Source organism: Desulfitobacterium elongatum (assembly GCF_055378975.1).
The window spans coordinates 1,817,371-1,843,266 of sequence record NZ_AP038772.1 but is presented as its reverse complement, the minus strand read 5'-3'; the positions used below and the strand labels follow the sequence as shown (position 1 = coordinate 1,843,266).

General features: G+C 44.7%; 27 protein-coding genes. 4 read left to right on the top strand and 23 right to left on the bottom strand.

Annotation, left to right across the window (positions count from 1 at the left end; translation table 11 throughout):
- Nucleotides 1-254: 254 nt before the first annotated feature.
- The 5 genes from ACZ42W_RS08755 to ACZ42W_RS08735 form a co-directional block, all read right to left on the bottom strand.
- A complete protein-coding gene (locus ACZ42W_RS08755) occupies nt 255-905 on the bottom strand; it encodes a site-2 protease family protein (protein ID WP_464170029.1) in 651 nt (216 codons plus the stop codon).
- A gap of 35 nt (nt 906-940) precedes the next feature.
- Nucleotides 941-3,529: a CBS domain-containing protein gene (locus ACZ42W_RS08750; protein ID WP_464170028.1), complete on the bottom strand. Its 2,589-nt coding sequence runs from the start codon at nt 3,527-3,529 to the stop codon at nt 941-943.
- A gap of 131 nt (nt 3,530-3,660) precedes the next feature.
- Nucleotides 3,661-4,002, bottom strand: a complete 342-nt coding sequence (locus ACZ42W_RS08745; RefSeq protein WP_464170027.1) for a hypothetical protein — start codon at nt 4,000-4,002, stop codon at nt 3,661-3,663.
- 81 nt (nt 4,003-4,083) lie between these two features.
- Nucleotides 4,084-5,010 (bottom strand): CorA family divalent cation transporter, encoded by a 927-nt coding sequence (locus ACZ42W_RS08740; protein WP_464170026.1) that lies wholly within the window; start codon nt 5,008-5,010, stop codon nt 4,084-4,086.
- Nucleotides 5,011-5,046: 36 nt separating this feature from the next.
- The gene (locus ACZ42W_RS08735) at nt 5,047-6,321 is read right to left on the bottom strand and encodes an LCP family protein (RefSeq protein WP_464170025.1); all 1,275 of its coding nucleotides are present in this window, start codon (nt 6,319-6,321) and stop codon (nt 5,047-5,049) included.
- A gap of 611 nt (nt 6,322-6,932) precedes the next feature.
- On the opposite strand from ACZ42W_RS08735, the gene ACZ42W_RS08730 reads away from it, so the two are divergent.
- Nucleotides 6,933-7,277 (top strand): hypothetical protein, encoded by a 345-nt coding sequence (locus tag ACZ42W_RS08730; protein ID WP_464170024.1) that lies wholly within the window; start codon nt 6,933-6,935, stop codon nt 7,275-7,277.
- Between the two features lie 5 nt (nt 7,278-7,282).
- Here the strand turns inward: ACZ42W_RS08730 and ACZ42W_RS08725 are convergent, their stop codons facing one another.
- Genes ACZ42W_RS08725 through spoVAC form a run of 7 tightly spaced genes read right to left on the bottom strand, consistent with a single transcriptional unit; the run spans nt 7,283 to nt 13,931 of the window.
- Nucleotides 7,283-8,299: an acyl-CoA dehydratase activase gene (locus ACZ42W_RS08725; RefSeq protein ID WP_464170023.1), complete on the bottom strand. Its 1,017-nt coding sequence runs from the start codon at nt 8,297-8,299 to the stop codon at nt 7,283-7,285.
- A complete protein-coding gene (locus ACZ42W_RS08720) occupies nt 8,286-9,428 on the bottom strand; it encodes a CoA protein activase (RefSeq protein WP_464170022.1) in 1,143 nt (380 codons plus the stop codon). Before ACZ42W_RS08720 ends, ACZ42W_RS08725 begins: the two co-directional genes overlap by 14 nt.
- Nucleotides 9,370-10,482, bottom strand: a complete 1,113-nt coding sequence (locus ACZ42W_RS08715) for an acyl-CoA dehydratase activase-related protein (protein ID WP_464170020.1) — start codon at nt 10,480-10,482, stop codon at nt 9,370-9,372. The genes ACZ42W_RS08720 and ACZ42W_RS08715 overlap by 59 nt, the downstream gene beginning before the upstream one ends.
- 15 nt (nt 10,483-10,497) lie before the next feature.
- Nucleotides 10,498-11,988: a spore germination protein gene (locus ACZ42W_RS08710; RefSeq protein ID WP_464170018.1), complete on the bottom strand. Its 1,491-nt coding sequence runs from the start codon at nt 11,986-11,988 to the stop codon at nt 10,498-10,500.
- Nucleotides 11,989-12,048: 60 nt separating this feature from the next.
- Nucleotides 12,049-12,411: a stage V sporulation protein AE gene (spoVAE, locus tag ACZ42W_RS08705; protein WP_464170016.1), complete on the bottom strand. Its 363-nt coding sequence runs from the start codon at nt 12,409-12,411 to the stop codon at nt 12,049-12,051.
- A 1-nt stretch (nt 12,412) separates the two neighbouring features.
- Complete coding sequence (gene spoVAD, locus ACZ42W_RS08700) at nt 12,413-13,435, bottom strand: stage V sporulation protein AD (protein WP_464170918.1); 1,023 nt, start codon at nt 13,433-13,435, stop codon at nt 12,413-12,415.
- A gap of 28 nt (nt 13,436-13,463) precedes the next feature.
- The gene (gene spoVAC, locus ACZ42W_RS08695) at nt 13,464-13,931 is read right to left on the bottom strand and encodes a stage V sporulation protein AC (RefSeq protein ID WP_464170015.1); all 468 of its coding nucleotides are present in this window, start codon (nt 13,929-13,931) and stop codon (nt 13,464-13,466) included.
- A 240-nt stretch (nt 13,932-14,171) separates the two neighbouring features.
- Between spoVAC and spoIIAA the strand changes: the two genes are divergently transcribed.
- Genes spoIIAA through sigF form a run of 3 tightly spaced genes read left to right on the top strand, consistent with a single transcriptional unit; the run spans nt 14,172 to nt 15,764 of the window.
- Complete coding sequence (spoIIAA, locus tag ACZ42W_RS08690; RefSeq protein WP_464170014.1) at nt 14,172-14,525, top strand: anti-sigma F factor antagonist; 354 nt, start codon at nt 14,172-14,174, stop codon at nt 14,523-14,525.
- Nucleotides 14,522-14,959, top strand: a complete 438-nt coding sequence (gene spoIIAB / locus ACZ42W_RS08685; protein WP_464170013.1) for an anti-sigma F factor — start codon at nt 14,522-14,524, stop codon at nt 14,957-14,959. The genes spoIIAA and spoIIAB overlap by 4 nt, the downstream gene beginning before the upstream one ends.
- A 13-nt stretch (nt 14,960-14,972) precedes the next feature.
- Complete coding sequence (sigF, locus tag ACZ42W_RS08680) at nt 14,973-15,764, top strand: RNA polymerase sporulation sigma factor SigF (protein ID WP_464170011.1); 792 nt, start codon at nt 14,973-14,975, stop codon at nt 15,762-15,764.
- A gap of 26 nt (nt 15,765-15,790) precedes the next feature.
- Here sigF and ACZ42W_RS08675 read toward each other — a convergent pair whose 3' ends face one another.
- The 11 genes from ACZ42W_RS08675 to ACZ42W_RS08625 all read right to left on the bottom strand — a co-directional run bounded on the left by ACZ42W_RS08675 (nt 15,791) and on the right by ACZ42W_RS08625 (nt 25,680).
- Nucleotides 15,791-16,933, bottom strand: a complete 1,143-nt coding sequence (locus ACZ42W_RS08675) for a D-alanyl-D-alanine carboxypeptidase family protein (RefSeq protein ID WP_464170009.1) — start codon at nt 16,931-16,933, stop codon at nt 15,791-15,793.
- Nucleotides 16,934-17,156: 223 nt separating this feature from the next.
- A complete protein-coding gene (locus ACZ42W_RS08670; protein ID WP_464170008.1) occupies nt 17,157-17,636 on the bottom strand; it encodes a CoA-binding protein in 480 nt (159 codons plus the stop codon).
- A 116-nt stretch (nt 17,637-17,752) separates the two neighbouring features.
- Nucleotides 17,753-19,054, bottom strand: coding sequence for a pyrimidine-nucleoside phosphorylase (locus ACZ42W_RS08665; protein ID WP_464170007.1), 1,302 nt, complete (start codon nt 19,052-19,054; stop codon nt 17,753-17,755).
- Nucleotides 19,055-19,190: 136 nt separating this feature from the next.
- Complete coding sequence (locus ACZ42W_RS08660; RefSeq protein WP_464170006.1) at nt 19,191-19,418, bottom strand: hypothetical protein; 228 nt, start codon at nt 19,416-19,418, stop codon at nt 19,191-19,193.
- A gap of 438 nt (nt 19,419-19,856) precedes the next feature.
- Nucleotides 19,857-20,690, bottom strand: coding sequence for a purine-nucleoside phosphorylase (locus ACZ42W_RS08655; protein WP_464170005.1), 834 nt, complete (start codon nt 20,688-20,690; stop codon nt 19,857-19,859).
- A 6-nt stretch (nt 20,691-20,696) separates the two neighbouring features.
- Nucleotides 20,697-21,872, bottom strand: coding sequence for a phosphopentomutase (locus ACZ42W_RS08650; RefSeq protein ID WP_464170004.1), 1,176 nt, complete (start codon nt 21,870-21,872; stop codon nt 20,697-20,699).
- Nucleotides 21,873-21,918: 46 nt separating this feature from the next.
- Nucleotides 21,919-22,866 (bottom strand): site-specific tyrosine recombinase XerD, encoded by a 948-nt coding sequence (xerD, locus tag ACZ42W_RS08645; RefSeq protein WP_464170003.1) that lies wholly within the window; start codon nt 22,864-22,866, stop codon nt 21,919-21,921.
- Nucleotides 22,867-22,938: 72 nt separating this feature from the next.
- Entirely contained in the window at nt 22,939-23,169 is a 231-nt protein-coding gene (locus ACZ42W_RS08640; protein ID WP_464170002.1) for a hypothetical protein, read from the bottom strand.
- Nucleotides 23,170-23,311: 142 nt separating this feature from the next.
- Entirely contained in the window at nt 23,312-23,911 is a 600-nt protein-coding gene (spoIIM, locus tag ACZ42W_RS08635) for a stage II sporulation protein M (protein ID WP_464170001.1), read from the bottom strand.
- A 78-nt stretch (nt 23,912-23,989) separates the two neighbouring features.
- Nucleotides 23,990-25,153 (bottom strand): endonuclease Q family protein, encoded by a 1,164-nt coding sequence (locus ACZ42W_RS08630; RefSeq protein WP_464170000.1) that lies wholly within the window; start codon nt 25,151-25,153, stop codon nt 23,990-23,992.
- A complete protein-coding gene (locus ACZ42W_RS08625; RefSeq protein WP_464170916.1) occupies nt 25,150-25,680 on the bottom strand; it encodes an NUDIX domain-containing protein in 531 nt (176 codons plus the stop codon). Before ACZ42W_RS08625 ends, ACZ42W_RS08630 begins: the two co-directional genes overlap by 4 nt.
- Nucleotides 25,681-25,896 lie beyond the last annotated feature (216 nt).

Below are 25,896 nucleotides of genomic sequence, written 5' to 3'. Positions count from 1 at the left end.
GCGATAAAGCTAACGATGCTTTCGTAGGCGAAACCCGTCGTAGGGTTTCGGCCTTAGCTAACGTAGCCACCTGGTTCACTTCAGGTATTACCCTGAGGTTTGGCGAAGCTCCTACGGAAGCAAGTGAGCCAGCCCTGGAGCGCTAAGTACGTGAGTCTACGGTGTAGATTCACGCCCGAAGGTCCAATGTGCGAGAAGCTACACGACCCCAACAGCATTTCATCATCTGATATGCTATAACTACACAGTGAAGCCTACCCTATAAAGGGTGAGAGCAATAAAAGCGCACCTTTTTGGTAGAGTGAATAAAGACCTATAACAGCTGGCCTTAGCACAATCCCCAGAATGTTGGTAAAAAGTACGATAACCAAGATAAACATCCCATACGTCTCAAGAGTGTTAAGAACTTTATAAAAACGTCCGGGAAGTAACCATCTTAAAATTGCAAAACCGTCTAGAGGCGGAATGGGGAGTAAATTAAATACTCCTAAGCCTAAATTCATGATCACTATTGCCATAAATATTTGAGAAAGTATGGGTGACCATGTGGAAGTTCCTAGCGAGGACAAGGTAATAACCCAAGCGAGCATAGCAAAAAATGCCATCAGAAGATTTGCGATTGGCCCTGCTATCGCAACCAACATCATACCCCTTTTTAGATTTCCTTTAAAGTAATGGGGCTGTGTGAGAACTGGCTTTGCCCAACCGAATTGATAGAGGAGCGCCATCAAGGTTCCAAAGAGGTCGAGGTGGACAAACGGATTTAGAGTTAATCGCCCTTGGCTCCTCGGGGTTGGATCCCCTAAGCGGTCAGCGACCCAAGCATGCGCAAATTCGTGGAAGGCAAATCCAATCAACAGGGCTGGTATATTGGCAATGATCGAAGCTAGATTAAAACCGAACACAATTTCCCCTCCTTATGTTTGGGCACCTAAATGACTCAATCACTTAATAGGAAATGACGGAGTACAAACTCCTTTTCTTCTTCTGGGGTGCGGATTTTCCCTTCCAACCAAGCATAACGAATTTCTTTCAGGACTCGCCCCACTTCTGGACCTTCCTTCACTCCCAAGTGGAGTAAATCTGATCCGTCTAGGGTCAAGTCCATCTGTTCGACCGCTTGGCGATACTCTTCAATCGGTCTCTGGAGTTCTTCCTTCAGAGCAAGTACATCCAGGAGCAATGCGGGAACACCCCACAAAATGGTGTCCAGTGCTCGAAAGCGGAGAGAGTACTCAGAAGACCTCTCAGCACTAAAAGAGTATTCAGATGAAACTAGAGAGGTGAGCCTTTCCGAAACTTCGAAGAATTTAATGCTCATTCCCTTGAGTTCCTTAGTTAAACGCAACTTTTGCAGGAGTATCTCAAGCTGTGACTTGTCCATCTTGTGAAGAACAATAAGCCATCTCTTATCCAGACAAACTTCTGTCCTCAAAGCGGGTTGAGAAAAATCCCATGGGAGGTCTGCCTCAAACCACTCCTGGAAGACACCGAGTTCAACTAGACATTCCCCCATGATTCCAAAATTCTGCTCATGAAGAAGAATAATAACTTCCTCTGTGAAGCGTTCAATGCTTAACTGGTGCAATATCCCTGCTTGGAGAGCGGTATTAATTCCTTCACGGGTTTCTTTAGCTAAATGAAAATGATAACGCCCTGCAAAGCGTACCGCTCGAAGAATCCGAGTGGGGTCTTCAATAAAACTAAGGTTATGTAGGAAACGAATCTCTCCTTGTTTGAGATCTCTCAGTCCTCCATAATAATCCACTAATTCACCGTAACGAGTCGAATTAATCGCTATGGCCATCGCATTAATGGTGAAGTCCCTACGGAACATATCATCTCTTAAACGTGATTCTTCTACTTGAGGCAAGGCACCCGGAAAGGCGTAGTATTCCCAGCGGGATCTCGCGACATCCAAGTGTGATCCATCTGGAAATTCGATCCTAGCCGTTCCAAACTGTTCATGCAAAACGAGCTGGCCTTCATTAAGTCTAGCATATAACGCTTTTGCAAACGCATGCCCATCTCCCTCAACCACGAAATCTAGATCGTGGGTAGGGACTCTCAGGAGTAAATCACGTACAAAACCACCGACAATGAAAACGGAATACCCCAGTTCATTGCTGACTCGTTGTACTGTATTGAGAAGCGAACGTATAACTTCAGGTAAATCACTGAGTAACTGCAAAACGTCTTGGCGCATTGCCAAACTACGATTCCGAGTTAAGGCAGCCTCAGTCGGGACAGCGCTGCCATGGACTAAACGTAAAATATCCGATCGGGAAACAATCCCAACAATCTTCCCGTCTTCTAGAACTGGCACCCGGCCAATATCATGCTGAACCATCATTCGTTGAACTTCTTCCCAGCTTGCACTTGACTCGACAGTGATGACTTCTCGGGTCATGAACCCTGTCACAGGGGCATGTCCTAACCCATGTTTAAGTGCCTTATCAACATCTCGACGAGAGATTATCCCCACAATCTTACCATCTTGCCCAACCGGAACTCCAGTATGCCCATACTTGAGAAGAATCTGTTCCACATCTGCGAGCTTCATATCCGGCGGAACCACCTTTACCGGATAACTCATAATATCCTTCACAAGATTTGGGGTTTGGGCGCGCTTTCGAAGCTCAGTTCGCAAACGTAGAAGAACCTCTTCCAAGGCAGCGTCCTTCAGAGTCGCTGAAGCAGCACGAGGATGTCCAGCTCCACCAAACGCTTGAGCGATAAGATTCACAGGCAAGCCTCTCCCTCTTGAACGTCCAACAAGATAAATCCGATTCTCCATATGAACAGCTAGAAATAAGGTCTCTGCGCCCTCCATTTCTCCCACACGATGGGCTAGAAGAGCGAGCCCCCCGATATAGTCTTCGCTCTCAGCTGAAGAAATATAAACAGGTAAACCATCGAAATACTCAGTTTCCCCTCGGTCGAGAAGCTGCTGTAGCAACACCTTCTGCTCTTCTGTTAAGGGTTTACGTAGATACTCGGCAACAACACCGAGATTTGCGCCTTCATTCAACAGATAAGCAACAGCCTTTACATCCCGAACGGTTGTACTCTCAAAGAGCAAACTGCCTGTATCATCATAAATGCCTAAAGCAAATAGGGTGGCCTCAAAGCTGCTTATGGGAATATCCAGATCATTGAGTTTTTCGACGAGCAACGTTGTACACGCGCCGAGGCCTTCAATCGTTATTCCTGAAGGTATCGGACCCTCATAGGGATGATGGTCAAAAATCTCAATCGGTATCTTTTCCAGAGCATGGTTGGCTTTTAACCCTGCGACACGATGCAGATCATGAGTGTCAACTAGGACAATCTTGCTAACCACTTTCCAATCGATATCTTGCAATCGTTGAAAAGGCAGACGGTCTTTGGCTAAAGCTACAAAATCCTGTACATAAGGATTGAATTTACCCTCTACAACCATGACACTCTTCGGATAAAGTTTTTGAGCTGCTACCATAGATGCTAATGCATCAAAATCCATCTGTCGATGAGTAAGAATCGCTATCATTGGCTATTCTTCCTTATACCCTCCTAAAGACTTATGAGTATGATTATAACATTTTTTGGGTAAATCCAGCAAGAAAGAGAGAAGCACCTCTCTTAAATAGAAGTGCTTCTCATTCTTTTAGATTAATTTCTTCAGATACTATCGTTTATTGCTTCTACTGCTTTATCAATATCGGCCTGGGTCATTCCGTCTTTAATGAGTCTAAAGTTAATGGCATCCGTCCAAAAAGCACATTTTGCATTAATCTTTTTGTACGCCTTAGTATTCGTCTTGCTTCTTTGTCCACGAGATTCAGCATTTGCTTGAACGATTGAACAGATATAACGAGCTTTTATCCGCATATCTTGATCCAGGTCTTCAAAGGTTGTATTCAAGGTATCAATCAGACTCTTATAGTACTCGGAGAATTCATCATAGGGAATTTCCGTATCCATATGTAAATACTCCTTCATTTTTTCGAACAACTTCTCCATCAAAAAACCTCCATCATATATCCTAAGAATAGACTAAAACATTATAACCCTCTTTACCGGAAATGTACAGCTACAACTTCTCTACCGTAACCAATCTTTTTTCCGAAAAAATAAGAGAACGACAATAATGATGAGCACTGATAATCCTAAAAATACATAAATACCATAGGGATGCTGGAGAAACGGCATGTGTTCGAAATTCATTCCAAAAAAACTGGTGAGAAGATTTATGGGCAAGAACACGGTCGCCAAAATCGTCAAGAACTTCATGATTTCATTGGCTCGATTATCCATAGCAGCTTGATACGCTTCCCGCAAGCTTTCAATCAGATCATGGGTTTGTCGAACATTCTCCAGTTCTCGTTCCATTTCGGTAATCAATTCATTCCACAAGGTTCCGCTTTCCTGTTCTAGGGATGCTAAACGAGTAAAGGCCGCCAAATGCCGATTCAAGGATTTTTTGATACCAATTATCTGGTGATGAAGTGTGATAATCGTTGCCTGCTGCTCCGATACAGGGTTCTTCAGAATCTCTCCTTCTAACTTCTGCATTTTGTCCTCTATAAACTCTAAGCGGCCTTGATGGTGCCTCAAAACACGTGCTCCAAGCACTCTGGCAAGATCTTTTGAATCGTTTACGATTCCTCTTTCAGCCCATTCCTTGACCTTCTCAATGGATACTGAGAGATTTTCGATGAGTACAAACTGCTCATGGGCTAAGAAAAATTGCACTGGGCAAGGATTACCTTGTCGATCCTGATCCCTATATATAACGTAATGAAGACCCGGTCTTAAGCGGGTTACTCCTGGCTTTATCGGAAGATACCCTTCATGGATCGGCGTTTTGACACCCTCTTTTATAGGGTGAGGTTGATTCATCCAATGAGTATGAAAAAGCTCTTTATCCATTGAAAAAATTTCGGGAAGCCTATCCCATTCATGCCGTTCCAGAAGAGTTAATGTAAACCCTGCTTGAGCTTCATGCGTTTGAATTGTAATGCGTTCCATGTCTATCCCCTTATCAAGAAGTTTCCCTTGCAAATACTAGGGGGCAACCACTTCAAAGGTAATTCCTTGATTTTCGTGGTTCTGCGTTTTCTCAGTTCCTTCGTTCCTTGCTTCATTCGGCTTCAGTGAATTGGTCTGTACCTTATCCGAACTGAGTTCTTTTTGCTTATCTTCTGGCTTTGAAGAATCAGTAATTATCTCTACAGATGATGTTTTTTTCTGGGTAGCCGAAGATGCATTATACCCAAAAACCGGTGATTTCTTCCCCTGAAAAAGTTTACTTAACATTTCTGTTGAATCCCTTGGTTCGACCTTCCAATAGCTTATTCCTTCTTCTATGGAAAACTTTCCTGGCAACGTTTGATTAATGACTTCATAGTCTTCACGATTTTTCAAAGCCATGGCAAGCGCCCAAAGTTGACTCATATTCAGATTAGTTTCAATCGATTGTGAGATCTTCGGGATGAGAAATGGAATTTTCGGGAGATTTCGTGTCTCTGTTGCTTCAGAAACAATCGCTTTGAGGACTTCTTGTTGACGCGACGTCCTTGTTATATCAGCAAGCTCGTCATTACGGAAACGTGCATACTGTAATGCTTGCGTTCCATTCAGGCGTTGAGTCCCTTTTTTTAAATCAATATACCGATCTTTATTATCTCCTGTATCAAAGTACATATTTTTTTCCACATTGATGGTAATACCTCCAAGGCTATCAACAATGTTCTTAAAGCCTTGGAAATTAGTCATAACATACCCATCAATCGGGGTTCCAATGAGCTCTTGGACAAATTGCATCGTCGAAGGGATTCCTTTCCCCAAACGGGCCAAAGCATTCACTTTCTCTTTTCCTTTGCCAGGAAGCAGCACTTGTGTATCCCGAGGAATCGAAAGAAGCACCATCTTTTTGTTTTTCTGATCAAAGCTTGCAACAATCAAACTATCCGTATTACTCATGAACTCTTCCTCAGGGCGATTATCCATACCCACAAGTAACACCGTAAAACGGTTCTTCAAGGATACGTCACTCAAGGTTTTCTCTTCTCCGACTTCACCGGGCTCTTCACTTTTACCTAAATTGAATCCCTGCTCACTTCCCTCGCTTTGGGGAGAAGTCTGGCTATTATTAATTGGATTCGAAGTGTTACTCTTATTGATTCCCTTTGCTTCTGTGCCCATAGCTCCTGGTCTTCCTAAAGCGGTTATAGCAAATAAAACGATGACAACTCCTAAGCCAAAACCAAAAATAGCATTGAGTCCATAAACCCGAAGAAAATGAAGAATATGACCTAAACCCTTTTTATTTTTTGGCATCTGGAGTTCACTCCATTTCTATAAAATCTCCTTCATAGCTTCAAACATTAGCTTTGGGTTTATGCACCCTTTCTGTGCGTTAATTTCTGGATATTGAAAGGAATGGCCTTGAACGTTCCGTTGCGTAAATATCAAAAAGAAAGTAGAAAGCATCTTCAATAAGTACCTTCTACTTGTGAACAACACCTGACTCCTTCATTAAGTAGCAAATATAAGCAATTGGCATATAATACCATTAAGATAAGCTGAAAGGGGGAGCCGAATCCGTGTTTTTCTTTAGAAATCGTGCAACTCAATCCAGTGATGAAGTATCCTCAAGTCCATCTTGCTCTGAAACAAACGAACACGAGAACCCGGTTGCCTTCGTGCCGAGATTCTTCCGTAATTCTAAACCTTTCTCTGGACCGGATTACCTCTACGAAAACGAAGCTTGGGCGCCGGAAGAATCACAAGTAAGGCTCTTCAATAAGAAATGGAGCATAATAGGGGATAATTCCTCCGCACTTTCCGGCCCCCAATAAAATATGGCTTGCGCCAAACAGCCCTTCTCTTTGGCGCAAGCCAATCCACATATTCTTCTCTATCTATTGCAGAACAGGAGGTTATGCTGAATGAGTTCGGGCATCTTCGGGCCACGGGGGCCTTCTTATTCTTATTATACAAATAACTATGCTACCGCTTCTTATATAAACCCTCCTGTAAATCCCTATCACAAGTCCTCATATAATTACTCCAATTACGTCAATTACGCGAATGGATATCCCTATCCGAACTATTCTCAATACCCCTACACCAGTCAGCTTCAGAGCTCGATCCCAAACCTTACGCCTTACTCTTGGGGGAAATCTGAAGTCACACTTCCTTCTAAAGGACTAGAGAGCATTCTTGTTGCCATCCTTACCCTAGTGGTCTTGGATATGGTGTTTGTTCGGCCGCTGAAAAATAGTCCTTCTTAAGCGACTCATTCATTTACACTTTGAATGGCAGGGTTGTTTAGTGACTCATGCCGATCTCCGGCCGACCATTTTCCACAGCGGTCACCCCAACGGGAAAGTATCTTCTCCTCTTGTCCAATCTCGACAACTTCACAGTGATTGGCACATCCTTTGCAATCAAAGCTCCGGGCTTTAAAATTGGTTTCTGCTAGCTTTAGACCGCGGAAATTTGTCGTGTACCCTTTCTTCTGCGCAAAGCGTTCTTGGGCTAAATAGGCTGCTCCAAGGGCACCCATGACCGAGAAATGCTCAGGAACAATCACTTCTTGTTCTAACTCCTCCTCGAACGCTTTTCTAATTCCTGGATTTGCAGCAACCCCACCCTGGAAAAATATTGGACCCAGGATTTCTTTATTCTTCCCTACATTATTCAGATAGTTTCGCACCATAGCTTGACAAAGCCCCGCCAGAATATCTGGAAGGGGATGTCCCAACTGCTGTTTATGGATCATATCAGATTCTGCGAAAACAGAACAGCGTCCTGCAATCCGAACTGGATGTCGTGCCTGTAAAGCTAAGGGACCAAACTGTTCAATGGGTATTCCCAAACGAGAAGCTTGCTGGTCAAGAAAGGAGCCTGTCCCAGCTGCACAGACCGTATTCATGGCAAAATCAACCACCACACCATCACGCAATATTATAATTTTAGAATCCTGACCACCAATTTCAAGAATCGTCCGCACCTCCGGATGTACGCGCGAGGCAGCTACTGCATGAGCCGTGATTTCATTTTTCACCACATCAGCACCCAGCAAAGTAGCAGCAAGTTGACGAGCACTCCCTGTCGTCCCGACTCCAAGTATTTCAGCGGAAGTACCAATCTTCGTACGGAGCACTTTCAAACCCTCTTGAATGGCTTGCATAGGGCGCCCTTGGGTACGTAAATACATTGACTCGGCTACCGTTCCCTCTTCAGTTAGGAGAATGATATTTGTACTTACTGACCCAACATCTACTCCCAGAAAACACTTACTTACTCGCAAGTTTCAACACTCCCTCTTTCATCGCTGAATCCTTTTGACGAGAACGCTCTAATAAGTCGACGAACGCCTCTAAGCGGGTTTGAACACCTGCTCGACCTGTATGTTCATCCACTGTTAACGTCATAATCGGCATTCTATAGTCCTCTTGAATCTGGGGTAAGATACTCGAAGCAACGATTTCCGGCATACACCCAAGAGGCAAAAGCTGGATGACTCCATTATACCCATCTTTAGCGTACTTCACTGCCGCGCCAACCGATTCTTGCCCATGCCCCCCGACAAAGTGGTTTAGATAGGGCTTTGCTAAGCTGTAATAGGGCTTAAGAGGTCGATACCCTTGGGCCAAGCCTTGGAATACATGCTGCCCAACCCAACCCGAAAGATAAATAGAACGGTCCACGTGAGCTCCTAAATTTCCGAGTTCTTTTTCCACATCGACAGAAGTAAAGGGTTCTAGAATGGTATAGATTTCTCCCACAATTCCAATCTTAAGGGGGCTATGCCCAAGAAAGTCTTCTTCATCCTTTAATTCTACTTCACGAATTCGGGCCCGAAGCCATTGTATTACTCCTTCAATTCCTTCATAAGTCATCACTGCGACCAAACGTTTTTTTGCTCCCTCATAGAGTTGATCGGCTTCCAAAGGTATCCGAACCCTTGGTCTAAGCTCATGAATTAAATCCTCTATTCGATCGAGCGCTAGACTTTTCCGATAGGCAAATTGCATAGCTTTCACAATTTTACTCCAGGAATTCTTTTTGCCTGCGAGATAGCGAATCCGCTGCGCTAACCCGAATAAGCTCCCATCAGGCGGTTCTAAAATCACAACCTCATAAGGGTATCCCGCCTCCTGAAGAATCTGACGTTCAAGTTCACCATAATATCCGAAACGGCAAGGACCGATCCCCCCAGTGATCACTACTGTGTCCGCTCCCTCAGTGAACGCTTGAACATAGTTTCCAAGATTCAACTTAAAGGGAAGACAGGCGGACTCAGGAGAAAGCTTCGTCCCAATATTTAGAGTTTCTTTACTATTCACTGGGGGAACGACATAATCCACTCCGAGCGTCTCAAACAGTGCTTGAATAACGATCCAGGAGTTTCCCATATGTGGAAACGTTACTTTCATTTCCCATCCTCCTCTCTAACATATCTAGAAAAGCTTCAATTCGTGTAACCAAGCCTGCCTCTCCACTGTGTTCATCCAGAGTAACCACCATGTAAGGTTTTTGCTCGGCACGTGCTCTACGTGCCAGAAGATCATTGGTCATGGAGTCGGTTCCACAACCGAAACAAGACAGATAAATGAGTCCGTCGATTTTAGGATCGTCGACAAAGGTGCCTCCGGCTCCATATATTTTCTTAGCATGGCTCCAGAAGATCTTTTTGTGTAAGGCATTCTGTTTTTGATCAATAAGTTTAGACTCGATGTTTTCTACGACGTATAACTCAGCTTTTTCTCGCAGCCGCTGAAGCAAATTCAAATTGGCATAGGACTCATACGCGAGGTAACTATGTCCGATCAAGGCGATTCTAGGACGGTCTTCTTCGGTCGACTTTTGCTCTGTTTCACGATCGAGCAACCATCCATCCTCGAATTCGGAGGGTTTTAGCTTATTCGAGCGTTTCGCGTCAAATCCTAACTCATTGAGTTTCATCGGCTCCGCTAAATTTTCAAAGCATTCCATGCTTTCTTCAAAGCTCCATCCTCTACTACGCATGTGCTCATACGTTTGGTGCCATTGATTGGCCTGCACAAACGCTTCTCTCACTTGAGCTTTGGAGCGCCCTATTTTCAACGCGAAAAGCTCAAGATTTTTGAGAACATCCCGTCTCCCCTCTCTCCAGTTTACATCGACGGTATAAACTGCTTGCCCGGGAGGAACGGCATAAAGCACACTCTCAGGAAGCCCCAGAATTTTTGGGCAGAGATAAGTATTCTCTTCCATACTGACAAGTCGGGGTAAAAATATCCCATCGACCTCTTCCAATGCATTTAAATGCCCGACGAGAATTTTAACCGGCAAGCAGGTTTCATCAGGCGCCTTCTTCAACCCTATCTCCATAATTTGTCGATTGGTTAAGGGGGATGTCACTAAATCGATTCCAAGTTTATGAAAAAAGCCAGCCCAAAAGGGATAATAGTCGTAATACGTTAATGCACGTGGAAACCCTAATTTCACTTGCTAGATCCCCCCTTATTCTTTATGCCCTTGCGGTTGGCGAATGGCATCTTTTGGTTTTAGGATACTCGGCCGTTTATTCTTGATAGGAACTGGAGATCGAACCAGAATAGTTCCAAATGCTTTAATATCAAGTGGTAAAAGTGGCCATAGATATGGAACTTTAAAGGATTTTGTCCTCCAAAGTAAGAAGAAGAGGAGTGCTACTCCAATTCCAAATCCGATAAAATTCAAAAGTGCGACCATAACAATGAGGAGTAGTCTGGCCAAACGATTCGCTTGTGCCAACTCGTAACTTGGTGTTGCAAAGGTTCCTACGGTAACGACCGCAATATACACAATGACTTCTGGCGTGAATATTCCGACTTTAATTGCGACATCACCAATCATAAACGTTGCAATTAAACCTAAGGCAACCGTTAATGGCCCTGGAGTATGTATTGCAGCCATTCGAACTAAGTCCACGCCAAATTCTGCTAAAAACACTTGAGGAAGAAGTCCTATTTTTCCAGGTTTTTCTATCCCTATCCATTGTATCCACTCTGGGAGAACCTGGGGATTCATTGCGCAAGCTAACCAAAGCGGAAGCAAAAAGAGAGCTGCGAAGATTCCCAGGAAACGTACCCAGCGCATATAAGCCCCAACGATCGGTTCCTGACGGTATTCTTCGGCATGTTGGACATGGGACCAAAAGGTTGCTGGAGCAATCATCACTGAAGGGGAAGTATCAACGAGGATGATAACATGCCCTTCTAAGAGGTGTATTGTTGCGACATCCGGTCTTTCGGTATACCTGACCCGTGGATAAGGATTCCAGATCTTACTTCCTAAAATGAATTCCTCGACGCTTTTTTCTGCCATTGGAATCCCATCAATTTTAATCTTTTGGATCTCTTCAGTTATCTCCTTAACGAGCTGATCGTTGGTGATATCCTCGATATAGGCAACGCAAACATCTGTTTTGGATCGTCCACCTACCTGCATGATTTTCATGCGTAGTTTTGGATCTCTTAGTCTCCGTCGAATAAGTGCTGTATTGAAGACAAGTGTCTCTGTAAACCCATCCCTCGACCCTCGAGTAACCCGCTCAATTTCCGGCTCACTCGGTGCACGTGCAGGAAAGCTCCGAACATCTACGATGATGGCCTTTTCTTGACCTTCTACAAAGATCGCCATCGGACCTGATAAAATGAAATAGAGGATTTTATCCATCGTATCGACTTCAGAAACTTGAAGGTTGACGATACGTCCTTTAACGAGCTTATTCAAGGTATTTACCACTAAGTCGGCACGTTCCAAATCAATCAAGGCATCCAAGATAAGACTCACGACTTCAGTGTTCACCATGCCATTTACAGAGTATATGGCAATCTTTTTCCCGCCAATAGACATTTCTCGTAAGACGATATCAAAACTATCGGGAACCCCAAGTTCCCGATTGAGATAGTCTAGATTCTCTTGATAATTCTTACTAACCTTTACATCTTGCTCACTCGAGTTGTTCAAATTATCGCCCCCTGTCCACCGTGTAAGCCTTCCTATATCTGATGGTTAAGCATCAGCTTCTTATCCTTTGGGATTGAACGTAACCGAGACTAAGTATCCGAAGAGAACAGCCGCTGCGATGCCTACAGCAGAAGCTTCTACCCCTCCGGAGAAGGCACCCATCAATCCTTTCTTCTCCACAGCCTCCATCGCCCCTTTGGCGAGGTTATACCCAAACCCAGATAAAGGGATGGTAGCACCAGCTCCAGCATACTTTACTAAAGGTCCATATAAGCCTAGCGCGCCCAATATCGTGCCCCCGGTCACGAAGGTCACGAGAACATGGGCTGGGGTAAACGAGGGTTTCGTTAAGTCCATAAGGAGTTGTCCAATGACGCAAATCAGACCGCCTACTATAAAAGCAGGTATCACCTGTTCAAACATCTTATTTTTCCTCCCTCTTGGCTTCTATAACCACCGCATGACCGATTCCAGGAATCGACCCTCCCTGCAGAGATGACGTCGGACTGTGTAAAGCACCACTACCAACGAGTAAAACTCGTTTGTATTCACCCGACTTGAGCTTCTTCATGATGTCCCCAGCAAAAACCACTGCCGAACAACCACAGCCACTCGCTCCAGCATGAACATCCTGGCTCGAGTCATAAATGAGAACTCCACAATCTGTGAATTTACTCCCCATGTCCAGTCCACTTTTTTTCAATACTTCTTTAGCCAAAGCTAGACCCACATTCGCCAAATCACCTGAAACGATGAGATCATAGTCTTTCGGGTTGCGATTCAAATCATGCATATGGTTTAGAATAGTATCCGCAACCGCCGGTGCCATCGCTGCTCCCATGTTGTTTACGTCTTTCTCTCCATAATCAAGTACTCTCCCGATAGTCGCCGCCGTGATTCGAGGCCCTGTCCCACTTTGAGCCAGCACTAAACTACCAGCCCCAGTGACTGTCCACTGGGCACTCATAGCCCTCTGACCCCCTTGCTCCGTTGGCAATCGATACTGGCGCTCTGCCGTATCATGATGGCTTGATACTCCGACCACGACATTACGTGCGAATTGACCATCGATTAACATACCACCAAGAGCCATACTCAACGCCATCGTAGAGCAAGCTCCGTAGACCCCGATGAAAGGAAGCCCCACACTACGGGCTGCAAAATTAGCAGAAATAATCTGGTTCAGTAAATCTCCAGCCAACATGTAGTCGATCTCGTCGGGCTTTAGCTTGGTTTGCTCAATAGCACCTTGTATGGCAGCCTCAAGCATTTTACTCTCAGCAATCTCCCAGGATGTATTGCCATTAATATTATCCTGCCAGACCGCATCAAATGTATTTCCCAGTGGACCTTGTCCCTCCTTCGGTCCTACTACAGAATATGAGGAGAGAATTACCGGAGGATTAGCGAACACCACCGTCTGATTGCCAACGCGCTTGAGATTCATATCAATGTTCATCCCCCATTCTGTAAGTTTAATGTAAGAAATAGTATATTATCCCAACCGCGATCGAGGTGGCTATTCCATAAACTAAAACCGGGCCAGCGACTGTGAATAGTTTGGCTCCGACCCCCATCACATACCCCTCCCGTTTAAACTCCAAAGCGGGTGAAACTATAGAGTTTGCAAAACCAGTGACGGGGACAATAGAGCCGGCCCCCGCGAATTTTCCTATGTCATCATATACTCCAAGCCCTGTGAGAAGTGCTCCAAGAAGAATGAGGAACGCTGTCGCTGCGGTCGAGGCCTCTGAGCGTTCAAGTCCTACCAGAGTTAGAAAATTGATTACAAGTTGTCCAAAGGCACAGATTAGCCCCCCAACGATAAAGGCACGTATAACATTTTTGGCTAGAGTCGGCTTTGGAGTCATTAACTTTGATAGATCTTGGTATTCCTGGGGGGTAACCTCGATCGTAGGTGGTCTTAGATTTTTTCCTGCCATTCTAATCACTCCTTTCTCATCAGCCATTCCGTAATGTTACATATTATTCCTATTTAGGACAACCTTGCTAAAGATTAGCTAACACTTAGTATGAAACCCAAAATCACAATTTATGCGAGGGTCTCATGGATTATCCCAATTTTTTATCGAAACTATTATTTTTTATTTTTATCAAGAAGGAAAATTATGGATGTCGTCGAATTGATTTTACATAAAGACGTATGTAGGAGGGAACAAACTTTGCTCATAGAAAAAAAAATAGAGCGACAAACTTTGCTCTTATCTTTAAAGGGTGAACTCGACATGAATACGTCTGAGAATCTACGTCAAACTATTGATAACGAGATCGAGCGTCGGGGAATCCGTACTGTCATCCTCAATCTAAAAGAGGTGAGCTTTATCGATAGTTCTGGACTTGGAGTGATTCTCGGACGATATAAAAAACTTATGCCCATGGGAGGAAAAATCATTATTTCCAATGTGCCACCCCATATCTTCAAAATCATGGAGCTATCAGGATTACCTAAAATCATTCAGTTTTCTACCGATGATACACGAAGCCAGGAAGATGGAAGGAAGGGAAACGCAAGATGAAAAAAAATCATTTAGGACTTACATTCTCTAGTCTCGCTGAAAATGTTGGAATTGCCAGGATGTTAATTGCTTCCATCGGCGCGCAACTGGATCTTTCTCTCAATGATATCGAAGAACTTAAAGTCGCAGTCAGTGAAGCAGTTTCCAACGCAATTATTCATGGATATCGCAATAATCCGGAGGAACTAGTTTATCTTGATATTGATCTTGACTCTGAAGCCTTGAGGATCGTCGTACGAGACGAAGGCTGTGGAATCTTGGATGTAGAGCAAGCAATGCAGCCTGCCTATAGCACCGATCCTGAGCGTATGGGATTAGGATTTGTTTTCATGCAATCCTTCATGGATGATTTACAAGTCGAATCAACGGTCGATAAAGGAACCACCGTCACCATGATGAAACAGCTCGATAAAATCCAGCCCTCCACGCATTAGGGGGGTAGAAAAAATGATTCAAAGACTTACGGAAATGAACCTTCCCCGCTTCCCTCTGCTCTCCGATGATGAAATGATGAATTTATTACATCGAGCAAAAGAAGGTGATGAAGACGCAAGGGAAAGACTCATCAACTGCAATCTTAAGTTAATTTTCAACTTAGTTCAGCGTTTCTCACATCGTGGCTATGAACTTGAAGATCTCTTTCAAATCGGCACCATTGGTCTCATTAAAGCCATAGATAAATTTGATTTCACCTACGGTGTAAAATTCTCAACCTATGCTGTGCCCATGATTATCGGAGAAATAAGGCGTTTCTTAAGAGATGATCATCCTATTAAGGTTCCACGCTCTTATAAGGAACTTGTCTATAAGGTCAATCGGGCACGGGAAAGCTTAGCGGCTACTCTCGGACGGGAACCTACGATTGGTGAAATAGCAGAAAATATCGAAGTCGACCGTGAAGAGATAGTATCTGCGCTAGAAGCAGTCCAAAGCCCAACCTCCATTCACGATACACTCTATCAGGACGACTCCGATCCGATTTATGTTCTGGATCAACTTCCTTTGGATAAGGAATTAGAACCCAGTTGGTTCGAAAAAATTGCTCTTAAGGAAGTCCTTGATAAGCTCCCGGAAAGAGAAAAAAGAGTACTTCTGATGCGCTTTTTCGAGGACAAGACGCAAAGTGAGATTGCAGCCCAACTCAATCTATCCCAAGTACAGATTTCTAGAATTGAACGGGCCGCGTTGCATCGTATTCGCCAACTCCTTCAGGTCCCAAATTCGGATTCAGCGACCTAAGTCTAAATTTGATAGTGTAGTAAGGATTAGAAACCAAATACTCCTCGCAAGGTACGATTGATTTGTTGACCCATCCCGGCCTTTCCAATCGCCTTTTCAGCAACGAGATTGACGGTTGTCAAGAGTTCATTATCTCTATAGAGTACAATTTCCCCCACCTTTTGCCCTGCTTTAATCGGTGCTTCGATATCTGGGTTGAGCTTTGTTTCGGCCCAGATATTTTTGTCTTTCCCTTTTTCCACTGTAACTCCTAAGGCTTTCTCTGTCACTGCGACGACCTCAGACTCAACCCCTTTATGGACTTGTACAACTCCCTGTTTCTGTCCTGCAGGAGCAAATTCCTTATGTGCGTATTTTGCAAAGCCGTAATTATAAATCTTCATAGATTCCGCAAAATGTCCTCGTACCTGAGGAACCCCCATCACCACTGCAATGAGACGTAGACCCTCACGTTCCACAGTAGAGGCTAAACAATACTTGGCCTCATTGGTCCATCCTGTTTTAAAGCCATCTGCCCCTTGATACCACCAAAGAAGTTTATTGGTATTCCAAAGTTTAAACTTTCCGTCACGCAGGTCATACTCTTTCATGTTAGTCAATTTGCGAACGAGTGGGTATTTTAGCGCTTCACGTCCCATGAGTGCCAAGTCATAAGCACTCGTGTAGTGACCTTCAGCAGGTAATCCATAGGCATTAGCAAAATGTGTATTCTTCGCTCCCAACTCTTGGGCTTTTCTATTCATTTCTGCTACAAAGGCTTCATTTGTCCCACTAATATGTTCAGCCACGGCCACACAAGCATCATTAGCTGAGCCTACTGCAATTGAGATAAGCATTTCCTCTAAGGAGAAGGTTTCTCCTGGCTCTAGATAAATCTGCGAACCGCCTAATTTACAGGCATTTTCACTGGCTGTCACTTTATCTGAGAGTTTAACACGCCCTGTCTCCACTGCATCTGCAGAAACCAATAAAGTCATCAATTTTGTGACACTTGCAGGAGCTAGCTCCTTATTGGGCTCTTTTTCATAGAGAATCTGCCCTGATTCAGCATCCATGAGAATGGCACTTATAGCGTCCGTCTCTAATTCTGCACCGAGCACCTGTGCTGGAAAAGCTGCATTCCCTAGTAACAGCGTCAATGCAAAAATCCATGCTAATACTTTACGCATTCTTTTGACCCCCTTTAAAACGTGATAAAACTATTATTCCCAGAAAAGCGAATTCTATCGAGACAAAGGAATCAATGATATTTTCAGTGGATTATATCAATAAAAATTTTCAATATAAAAAACCATAATTTCTTCGGCATCAAAAAACGTCCTGGAATAAAAAAGAACCAGACTTCTTCCTTTTGACAAGGGAGAGCTGGTTCTTTGCTTTGCGATATCACTATTAATATCCGCGTTTAGGCGCTTTCGGTGATTTATAGCCATGCCAGTAGCAAGGATTTAAGAAGCAAAAGGGCTTACTATGCTTCTTATGTTTTAGTATACAACCGCGAACCACTTGAATTCCAGCAGCGTCTGCTTGGTCCTGAAATTCCTGTGTCCAATTTCGTTCCTGAAACCAAACTGCTTTTGCGCCACAAGCCTGTGCCTGTGTAATAATTTCTGGGATAAGCTCAGCCCTCAAACACGGAACGACTACATCGACTTTATCCTGTAATGCAGGTAACTCAGGGTAAACCTTGGAGCCCTCCAATCGCTGAAGATCAGCTGCGACTGGAAAAGCGACGCAACCAAATTGTTTTAAGGTTTTCCATGCTTTCCAAGCATGTTTATGCTTTAAGAATCGGTCTGCATTTCCGAGGACGACATAACGCTGAGCAGTCGTTAATTCACCTGCAAGAGGGTAAACTTTCTTTTCACGCATCTTTTAGTCACTCCCTAAAACCACATTATTACTAAAAGAGTACGTGAGCTGGGCAAGTCTTATGAAAGCGAACAAGGTGAACAGAGCTTTAAAATTAGAATTTTTAATTTCATCTCTTATGAAATTACTTCTTCAATCAGTGGAAGACGTTGAGGTTCCTCAAGGCCCACTTTAAAGGCATCACTCGCAAGCCGCAAACCCTCTTCTATTTTGTCCGATAAGTTCGTATAGAGGTCTAGTACAGGTTCACCAGCTTCAACCCAGTCCCCTTGCTTTTTCAACAAGAGGACTCCTGCCCCTAAGTCAATCGAGCTTTCCTTCGTTAACCTGCCCGCTCCCAGAGTCATAGCCAAGCGCCCGATTTCCCGTGCATCAACACTCTGAATATACCCGGTTTCCTTTGCTAATACAGGAATACGCTGCGATGCGAGAGGAAGTTTCCTTTCTTCTAGGGCCTTCACATCCCCTCCTTGGGCTATGATAAATTCACGGAATTTTTCCCAAGCTGCGCCACCGAGAAGAGTTCCCAGAAGTAACCTACGACCCTCTTTCGTATCCTTAACCCGTTGACCTGCGACAAGCATCCAGGATCCCAATTCAAGACAAAGCTCTACTAGATCATCCGGTCCTTTACCTTGCAGGGCATCTAGTACCTCTAAGACTTCTAGGCTATTCCCTATTGCACTTCCTAAAGGTTGCTCCATGGAACTCAAGACAGCGATGGTCTTCCGGCCCAAAGTCTTCCCTATCCCAACCATCTTCTCAGCAAGTACCCTAGCCTCATCTTTTGTCTCCATAAAGGCACCAGAGCCGAACTTAACATCAAGGACAATCCCTTGGGCTCCGGCGGCAATCTTTTTGCTCATCACGGAAGAAGCAATGAGGGGAATCGAATTGACCGTTGCAGTAACATCACGCAAAGCATAAAGCTTTTTATCTGCCGGTACCAGATTCCCCGTCTGCGCGATGACAGCAAGCCCGACTGTCTTGACCTGCTCTAGAAATTCTTTAAGTTCAAGCTCGACTTTAAACCCCGGGATGGAACTGAGTTTGTCGATCGTCCCGCCGGTATGCCCAAGACCCCTACCGGACATTTTAGCGACAGGAACTCCACATGCAGCAACCATTGGACTGAGTAAAAGGGTTGTTTTATCCCCCACTCCTCCTGTACTGTGTTTATCCACAAATCGCCCGCCTAACCCGGATAAATCGAGTACTTCTCCACTTTCGACCATAGCCTGGGTAAGCTCGGCGATTTCTTCTGTTATCATACCTCGGAAGAAAACAGCCATCGCCCAGGCAGAGATTTGGTAGTCTGGAATCTCGCCGTTGACGTAGCCGCGGATAATAAAGTTTATCTCGTTTCGGGTAAGGATGCCGCCATCGCGTTTCTTTTCGATAAGGTCGACCATGCGCATCGTGTGATTCACCTCTTAGTCTGAAGAATTTTGAGTAAGTCTTGGGTCACTATGAAGTATGCCAGAAGAAAAGTTTTGGAGTGAGTCTCCAGGATTTTGTTTTACTTCGTTCGCTCTGTAAGCTGCGCGGACCAATCTAATCGCTCAAGTACTTCGCTACGACGGGTCCACCTTCAGCCGTTAAGCTATCCTCTTTTGTATGCGGCTTCGGGCGAAACCCTCCACTGGAGGCTTTCGTGGCCAAATCGGCGTCCCGATAGTCGGAGGAGACTATCGCACTTGTTTGCCTCGTGGCCGGTTGGAAACGTCCATGTTTCCAACCCGTCTCCGCACGTACTTTTCGCGAAGATTGGTAGCCGCTCACTTAAAAGCCGCTCACTACTGTAAAACAAAATCCTTGGGTTGTTTCTCAGTATTTATGTTCTTGTATGTCTCTCAAGGTGCAACATGCTGAGGATTAATTTCTATCAGATTGACTAAGTTACTGTAAAGAATTGCCTAAGTAATTCTGCTAAGCATTGCTAGACTATTCTCCAAAGAATGCCCACGCCATCCTGCATAGTGAGTTACGATTACAGAACGCGAGGTTTCTTCGCGAGCAGCTAGCAAACTCAGGCTGAACTGCACCCCATATAGCGGGGCGGGTCACAGGGACGTGACACGCCGCCTATTGAGCAGGAGCGATTTAGGCGGGTACCCCGCAGCTTGCAAGAAGCAGTTCCGCCCTTAGTTTGCTTTGCGAGCGTATTTTCCGAGCGTCTGTAAAGTAACTCGACTTGCAACGGCTTCTTCAACGTAATTCTTAGGGAAGAGCTCTTACTAAGGCCTGCACAAACCTCACGAACTGCTTCTCAATGCGTTCTGCCGTCTCCATGACCTCAGCATGACTCAAACGCTGAGGAAGTATTCCTGCTGCCATATTCGTGACACAGGAGATCCCAAGGACTCGCATTCCGCCGTGATTGGCCACTATAACCTCTGGTACGGTGGACATTCCGACGAGATCTGCGCCGATTGTGCGGAGGAAGCGAATTTCAGCCGGGCTCTCATAGCTCGGCCCACTCATCGCGGCATAGACTCCTTCTTGAGGGTTGATTCCAATTTCTTGAGCAATCGGCAATGCCTTCTGACGCCACTCGAGATCGTAGCCTTCACTAAGGTCTGGGAAGCGCGGGCCGAGATTGGAAAGGTTGGCACCTTTAAGCGGGTTATCCCCCATCATATTAATATGGTCTTTGATCAGAATTAAATCCCCAGGGCGAAACGCAGGATTGATCCCTCCAGCTGCATTCGTAACTATTAAGCCATTAACTCCGAGAACTTGCATGACCCGGACCGGAAAAGTTACTTCCTGCATGTTATACCCTTCATAATAATGAAAACGCCCCTGCATCGCGACAATCGGTCTTCCGTGCACTTTCCCAAAGACGAGTTCCCCTTTGTGCCCTTCTACTGTAGAGACTGGAAAATTTGGGATGTCTCGATAAGGAATTGCAATCTTATCCTCCATGATTTCAACGAAGCCACCTAAACCTGATCCTAGGATAATTCCCATCTCGGGAAGAATATTAACCTTTTCGCTTAAGTACCTCCGAGCCTCACTTAATTTCTCGATATACTCTTTCTCACTGATCATTCTTATTTAAACCTCCTTCAAAAACTCACTTAAAAAACTCTCCCCATGAGGTAAAGTGGCTGTTCCAAAGTATTCAACTAGGGTAGCTCCTAAGTCTGCAAAGGATGAACGGACTCCTAGATTCCGACCAGGTATAACCTGATTTCCGAAGAGGAGCAAAGGAACATATTCCCGAGAATGATCCGTGCTCTTAGTCGTCGGATCACAACCATGATCTGCAGTGAAGATCAATACATCCTCTTCTTCTAGCAAAGCGAAAATTTCCGGCAAACGAGCATCAAATTCTTCTAACGCTTTAGCATATCCCTCCACATTATTTCGGTGACCATAGAGCATATCGAAGTCCACTAAGTTAGTCATAACTAAACCAGGTTTCTTCTCTTTCATGAATGCTATGGTTTTGTCCACACCATCCATGTTACCTTTGATCAAGATATACTCAGTGACTCCATGACCTGCGTATATATCTTTGATCTTCCCTACTGCCAGAACATCAAGTCCTTTCTCCTTAATCACATCGAGGAGAATTTCGTGGGGGGGTTCAATAGCTAAATCATGGCGATTTGTGGTTCGATAAAAGTTCTCTTCCGTCCCCAAAAAGGGCCGAGCAATCACTCGTCCAACCTTTAATTCCCCGACGAGCATCTCTCTGGCGATTTCGCAGATTCGCATCAGTTCCTCCAGGGGAATGACTTCTTCATGTGCGGCAATTTGAAAGACAGAATCGGCAGAAGTATATACGATAGGACTTCGCGTCTGTACGTGTTCTTTCCCTAATCTTTGAATAATTTCGGTTCCGGAGGCAACCTCGTTTCCAATCACCTGACGCCCAATCCGCTTTTCGAACGCTTCGATAAATTCCTGTGGAAATCCTTGTGGGAAGGTTGGAAATGCGTTCTCCAAGACTACTCCAGCTATTTCCCAATGCCCTGTCGTCGTATCTTTTCCAGGTGATCTCTCGGCCATCTTCCCGAAACTTCCTTTCGGGTTTTGAACCGGTGCTACGCCTTGAATAGGGTGAATGTTTCCTAGGCCTAATTCTTGGAGATAGGGTAAATGAAGTCCACCCCGAACTCGAGCAATATTTCCCAATGTGTTGCTTCCAACATCGCCATAGTCTTGTGCATCAGGCATTTCTCCGATACCAACACTGTCTAGTACGATCAAGATTGCTCTTCTCAAGTGCAAACCCTCCTTCATCTTCTACTATGTATGGGGTCTACTTCCTCTAATCTGCTCTCGGATGAGCTTGACGGAATACCTCCATCAATCTCTGACGAGACAAATGCGTGTAGATTTGCGTTGTTGAAATATCCGCATGTCCAAGCATCTCTTGAACTGAGCGCAGATCAGCACCGTGATCCAAAAGGTGCGTAGCAAAGCTGTGCCTAAATAAATGGGGATGCACATTTTCATTGACACCATGTGCTTTAGCCCACTTTTTCAGAATATCCCAAACCCCTTGTCGGGTGAGTCCTTTACCTCTTATATTCAGAAATAAGACATCCGTTCTATTTTTCCCTGCCAGCTGCTCCCGAGGACCCTCCAAATAGTTCTTCAAGGCCTCTAAAGCACATTCCCCAATGGGAACAATTCGCTCTTTATTTCCCTTCCCACGACAACGAATCGTCCTTGTCTCGAAAACAACATCCTGAACCTTAAGGTCAACCAACTCAGAAACCCGCAATCCACATCCATATAATACCTCAATCATTGCGATATTACGCATAAGATATGAATCGTCACTTTTATTTTCAGAATTCATTTCATTTTGAGGCATACCTTGAGTGCTACTCTTAGATTCACCCAAAAGTTTGTCCAAAGCCCCCTCAGACAACACGTGAGGCAAGTTCTGTTCAAGCTTGGGTGAACTTAGATATTCGGTGGGGTCATCCGTACGCAGGTCCTCTGCAAGGAGAAAAGAAAATAGCCCTCGCAGCGTGGCGAGGAACCGGGCTAAGGTACGAGCAGACCTCCCCTGACTTTTCTCCTGGAGAAGAAACAGAAAAAGGTCATTTCCGTCACAACCTTCAATATTTCCCCCCCGTTGATGCAGGAATATCTTTAACTTAGTTAAGTCTCGTTCATATCCTTGACGAGTGTTTTGGGAAAGCCCCCGTTCAACATTTAAATAAGTCAAGTATTTCTTAATCCAGATCGTATCTTGGACTTCCACAGCAATCCCCCCACTTTAACAATAAGTTCTAGAAGTGAACGGGGTTTTCCTGCGAAAACTCAATTTCAGAGATTATCTTTTTTCATCCGGAAAAAGCTGAATCACAAATTTACTCCAGGATGGTTGTTGCTCCTCTACTCGCATAGGGTTACCACTTGGTTTCTCTTCGTCACGGTTATAGGATGAAATCCAGGTACTACAGACTGTGACTAACTTAGGCAATAGAACTGCTAACAAGACCAGAAGCACAAAGACCCGTGCCAAGTAGAAAAAAAATTCCGGCCAACTTTTACCTTTCTGCATGTATTCGCCCCCCAATCCCTAAAACCTATGCAGGAAAGGATTGTCTTGATGCGTTATATTGATGATATAAAAGACAGCTCTGGATAAAGAAGTAATTCCTTAACCAGAGCTGTCTTTATGTAGAGACTTTACCAGCTTATACTCACAAATTAAAGAATCTCACTCCAAGTATCGAGAAGTACCCTTGCGAGACTCCGACAAATACAGAGCTGAGGGACACTAGGATCGTCGCCAGGGAATAATACATGAATTCTCGCCGTAAGGATTCACCGGCTTGTTTCCCTTTTAGGAGAAGGAAGGAAAAGATGGTCGCTAAACCTGCTCCTAGGAGGAGGAGTGGAATTCCCGCGATTGCTGGGATAAGAATGGAAATGAGGACGAGTCCAAGCCCCCAGAAGCCTTTTACTCCGATAATAAAGCTGATCGTAAATCCGAGGATAAATCCTCGTGTGAAAACAATCAGGAAGATTAAAGGGGTACCAATGACTGTTAATCCGAGGATCCAGATCCCAGCCATGATAATAAACTGCTCCCTAGCAAGTTGCAAAAGGAAGCTTGATTCTAACCCTTTAGGTTGACTCGCTAAAAGGTTGTCCAAAAACGAGCTAAGTTGCGAGGCCTCGGTGCGGTCTAAGGCCCCAACTCCGATTGACCCAAAAATAATCCCGGCCAAATAAACACTAGACAGTGTCAGATAAATCACCCAATATTGTCGGATATGCTCTGCTAATTTTTTACGCATACCTTCCAACCCCCTTGTCTATATGCCCCAGGGCTTACACCACTAATACCCTTAGCTATAGACATCCTATTCGCGAGGTTAGGAAAGTATGTCCACCACCTTGCCAAATACTCCTCCGCCCCCAGCTTGAAATTCTAACTTCCCAGCACGTGAACGAAGAATCCATTGTGCAATTTTATCCCCCGCCACCTTCACTAAATCCTTTTCTGGTATTTCATGAAGGATTGCCATTTCCGTGCCAAAATTTTCAAGTAACCGTTTGTACATTTTCGGCCCAATGCCTGGCAATTCACTCAAGGGGAGTTGATAAACATAACGAGGATCCGCTTCCTTCGATAGTTCACTGTCAGCAATACTCACCAGACGATCGAGCACTCCTCTCACCACATGCTTACTCCCACAATGCGGACACTGAAGCTGTGGAGGATTTTCTTCGACAATACGCTCACAAACGAGGCAATAGGTTCTGTGATACTTTCCAAATATTGGAGGAAGACCGTAATTCGCTAGAACTTGGCCATGCTTTATATAAACAAGATCTGCCAGGCCACGGAACGAGCTTTCTGTGAGTTGCAATAGATTATATTCCCTTGCGATCTTGGGCAGAGAATGGGCATCAGAATTACTAAATAGAACAACCTGTTCCAATTCCCTGATTGATCTGGCCATCTGACGGTCTGCGCTTAACCCGATTTCTAAGGCAGGCGGCAATCCAGGTAATACGTCTAGAAGGCTATGACAGCAGTTCCCATATATTCCCTTATGGGGAGTAAATGCATGAGCGGGTAACCAAATACCCTCTCCTTCAGCGACAGCTTCAAGCCATTGCTCCACTTCAAAGTGGGCCTTTTGTGAGCTGAGTTGCCAGTTCTTTATATAAGGTTGAACCCCCTTAATGTACCGTTCAAGGTTCTCCAGAGTAGGGAAATAAGCAAGAAAATGAGCAGAGCCCTCTCCGACGGACAATTCTATTTCTGTTCCCAAAATAACCGTCAAATCCCCTGCCTGATATCCCCCGCCTTCAATCGGCTGGAGGACACCTTCTTGGAGTAACGTTTTAATATCGTTACGTACCCCTTGAGAATGTGCATCTATCACTCCAATCATTGAAAGTCCTTTGATCTCTCGAGAGACTTGCAAGACATTTGGCAATGTCATCGTCTTAGCCGCTGTAATCTTAACCGGTTTACCATCTAAGCTTTGTCCGATATGAATATGAAGATCGGCAAATACGGTGATCACGGGTTTCTCCCCGCTAACATCAGTATCCCAAGAATTGTCTTCGCATCATTAAATCCACATGAGAACGCTTTCTCCTTTGCTTCAGACCAAGAGATACGCTCAACATTTAAGAATTCATCCTCATCAGCGGTCAAAGGGTCCCATATTAAATCAGTTGCCTTATAGAGATGCATCACCTCATCCGTAAAACCTGGTGTCGAATAGAAGGTTCCAAGAAACTCTAAGGTTCCCCGATATCCCGTCTCCTCCCGAAGTTCGCGTTCGGCACAGACCAAAGGCTCTTCTCCCGGATCTAACTTACCAGCCGGAATCTCCAACGTAAGTTGCTCAATTGGATATCGATATTGCCGAACAAGAAGCAGATCCTCCCCTTTAAAAGGCAAGACTGCAACCGCTCCGGGATGCCGCACAACTTCCCGCGTTGTTTCCACCCCATTTGGTAGGCGAACCGTATCACGGTCTAATCGAAGCATCCGACCCGTAAATACGGTCTCTTTCCGAACACATACTTCTTCAAGCTTATCCATATTCTCTTTCAAAGAAATCAACTCCTACCCTCATCATAACCTGTCTTTATCATATCCTGTCCACTAAAAAAAATAAAGCAGCCGAGCGAATAGTCTCGCTAGGCTGCAAAGATCCAATATTGTTTTAATAGAGTTACGTGAGCATATTTCTTTAAGAAACCGCCGAAGGATTTTGTTTTACAGAAGGGAGCGGCTTCTAAGCAAGCGGAAAACCGA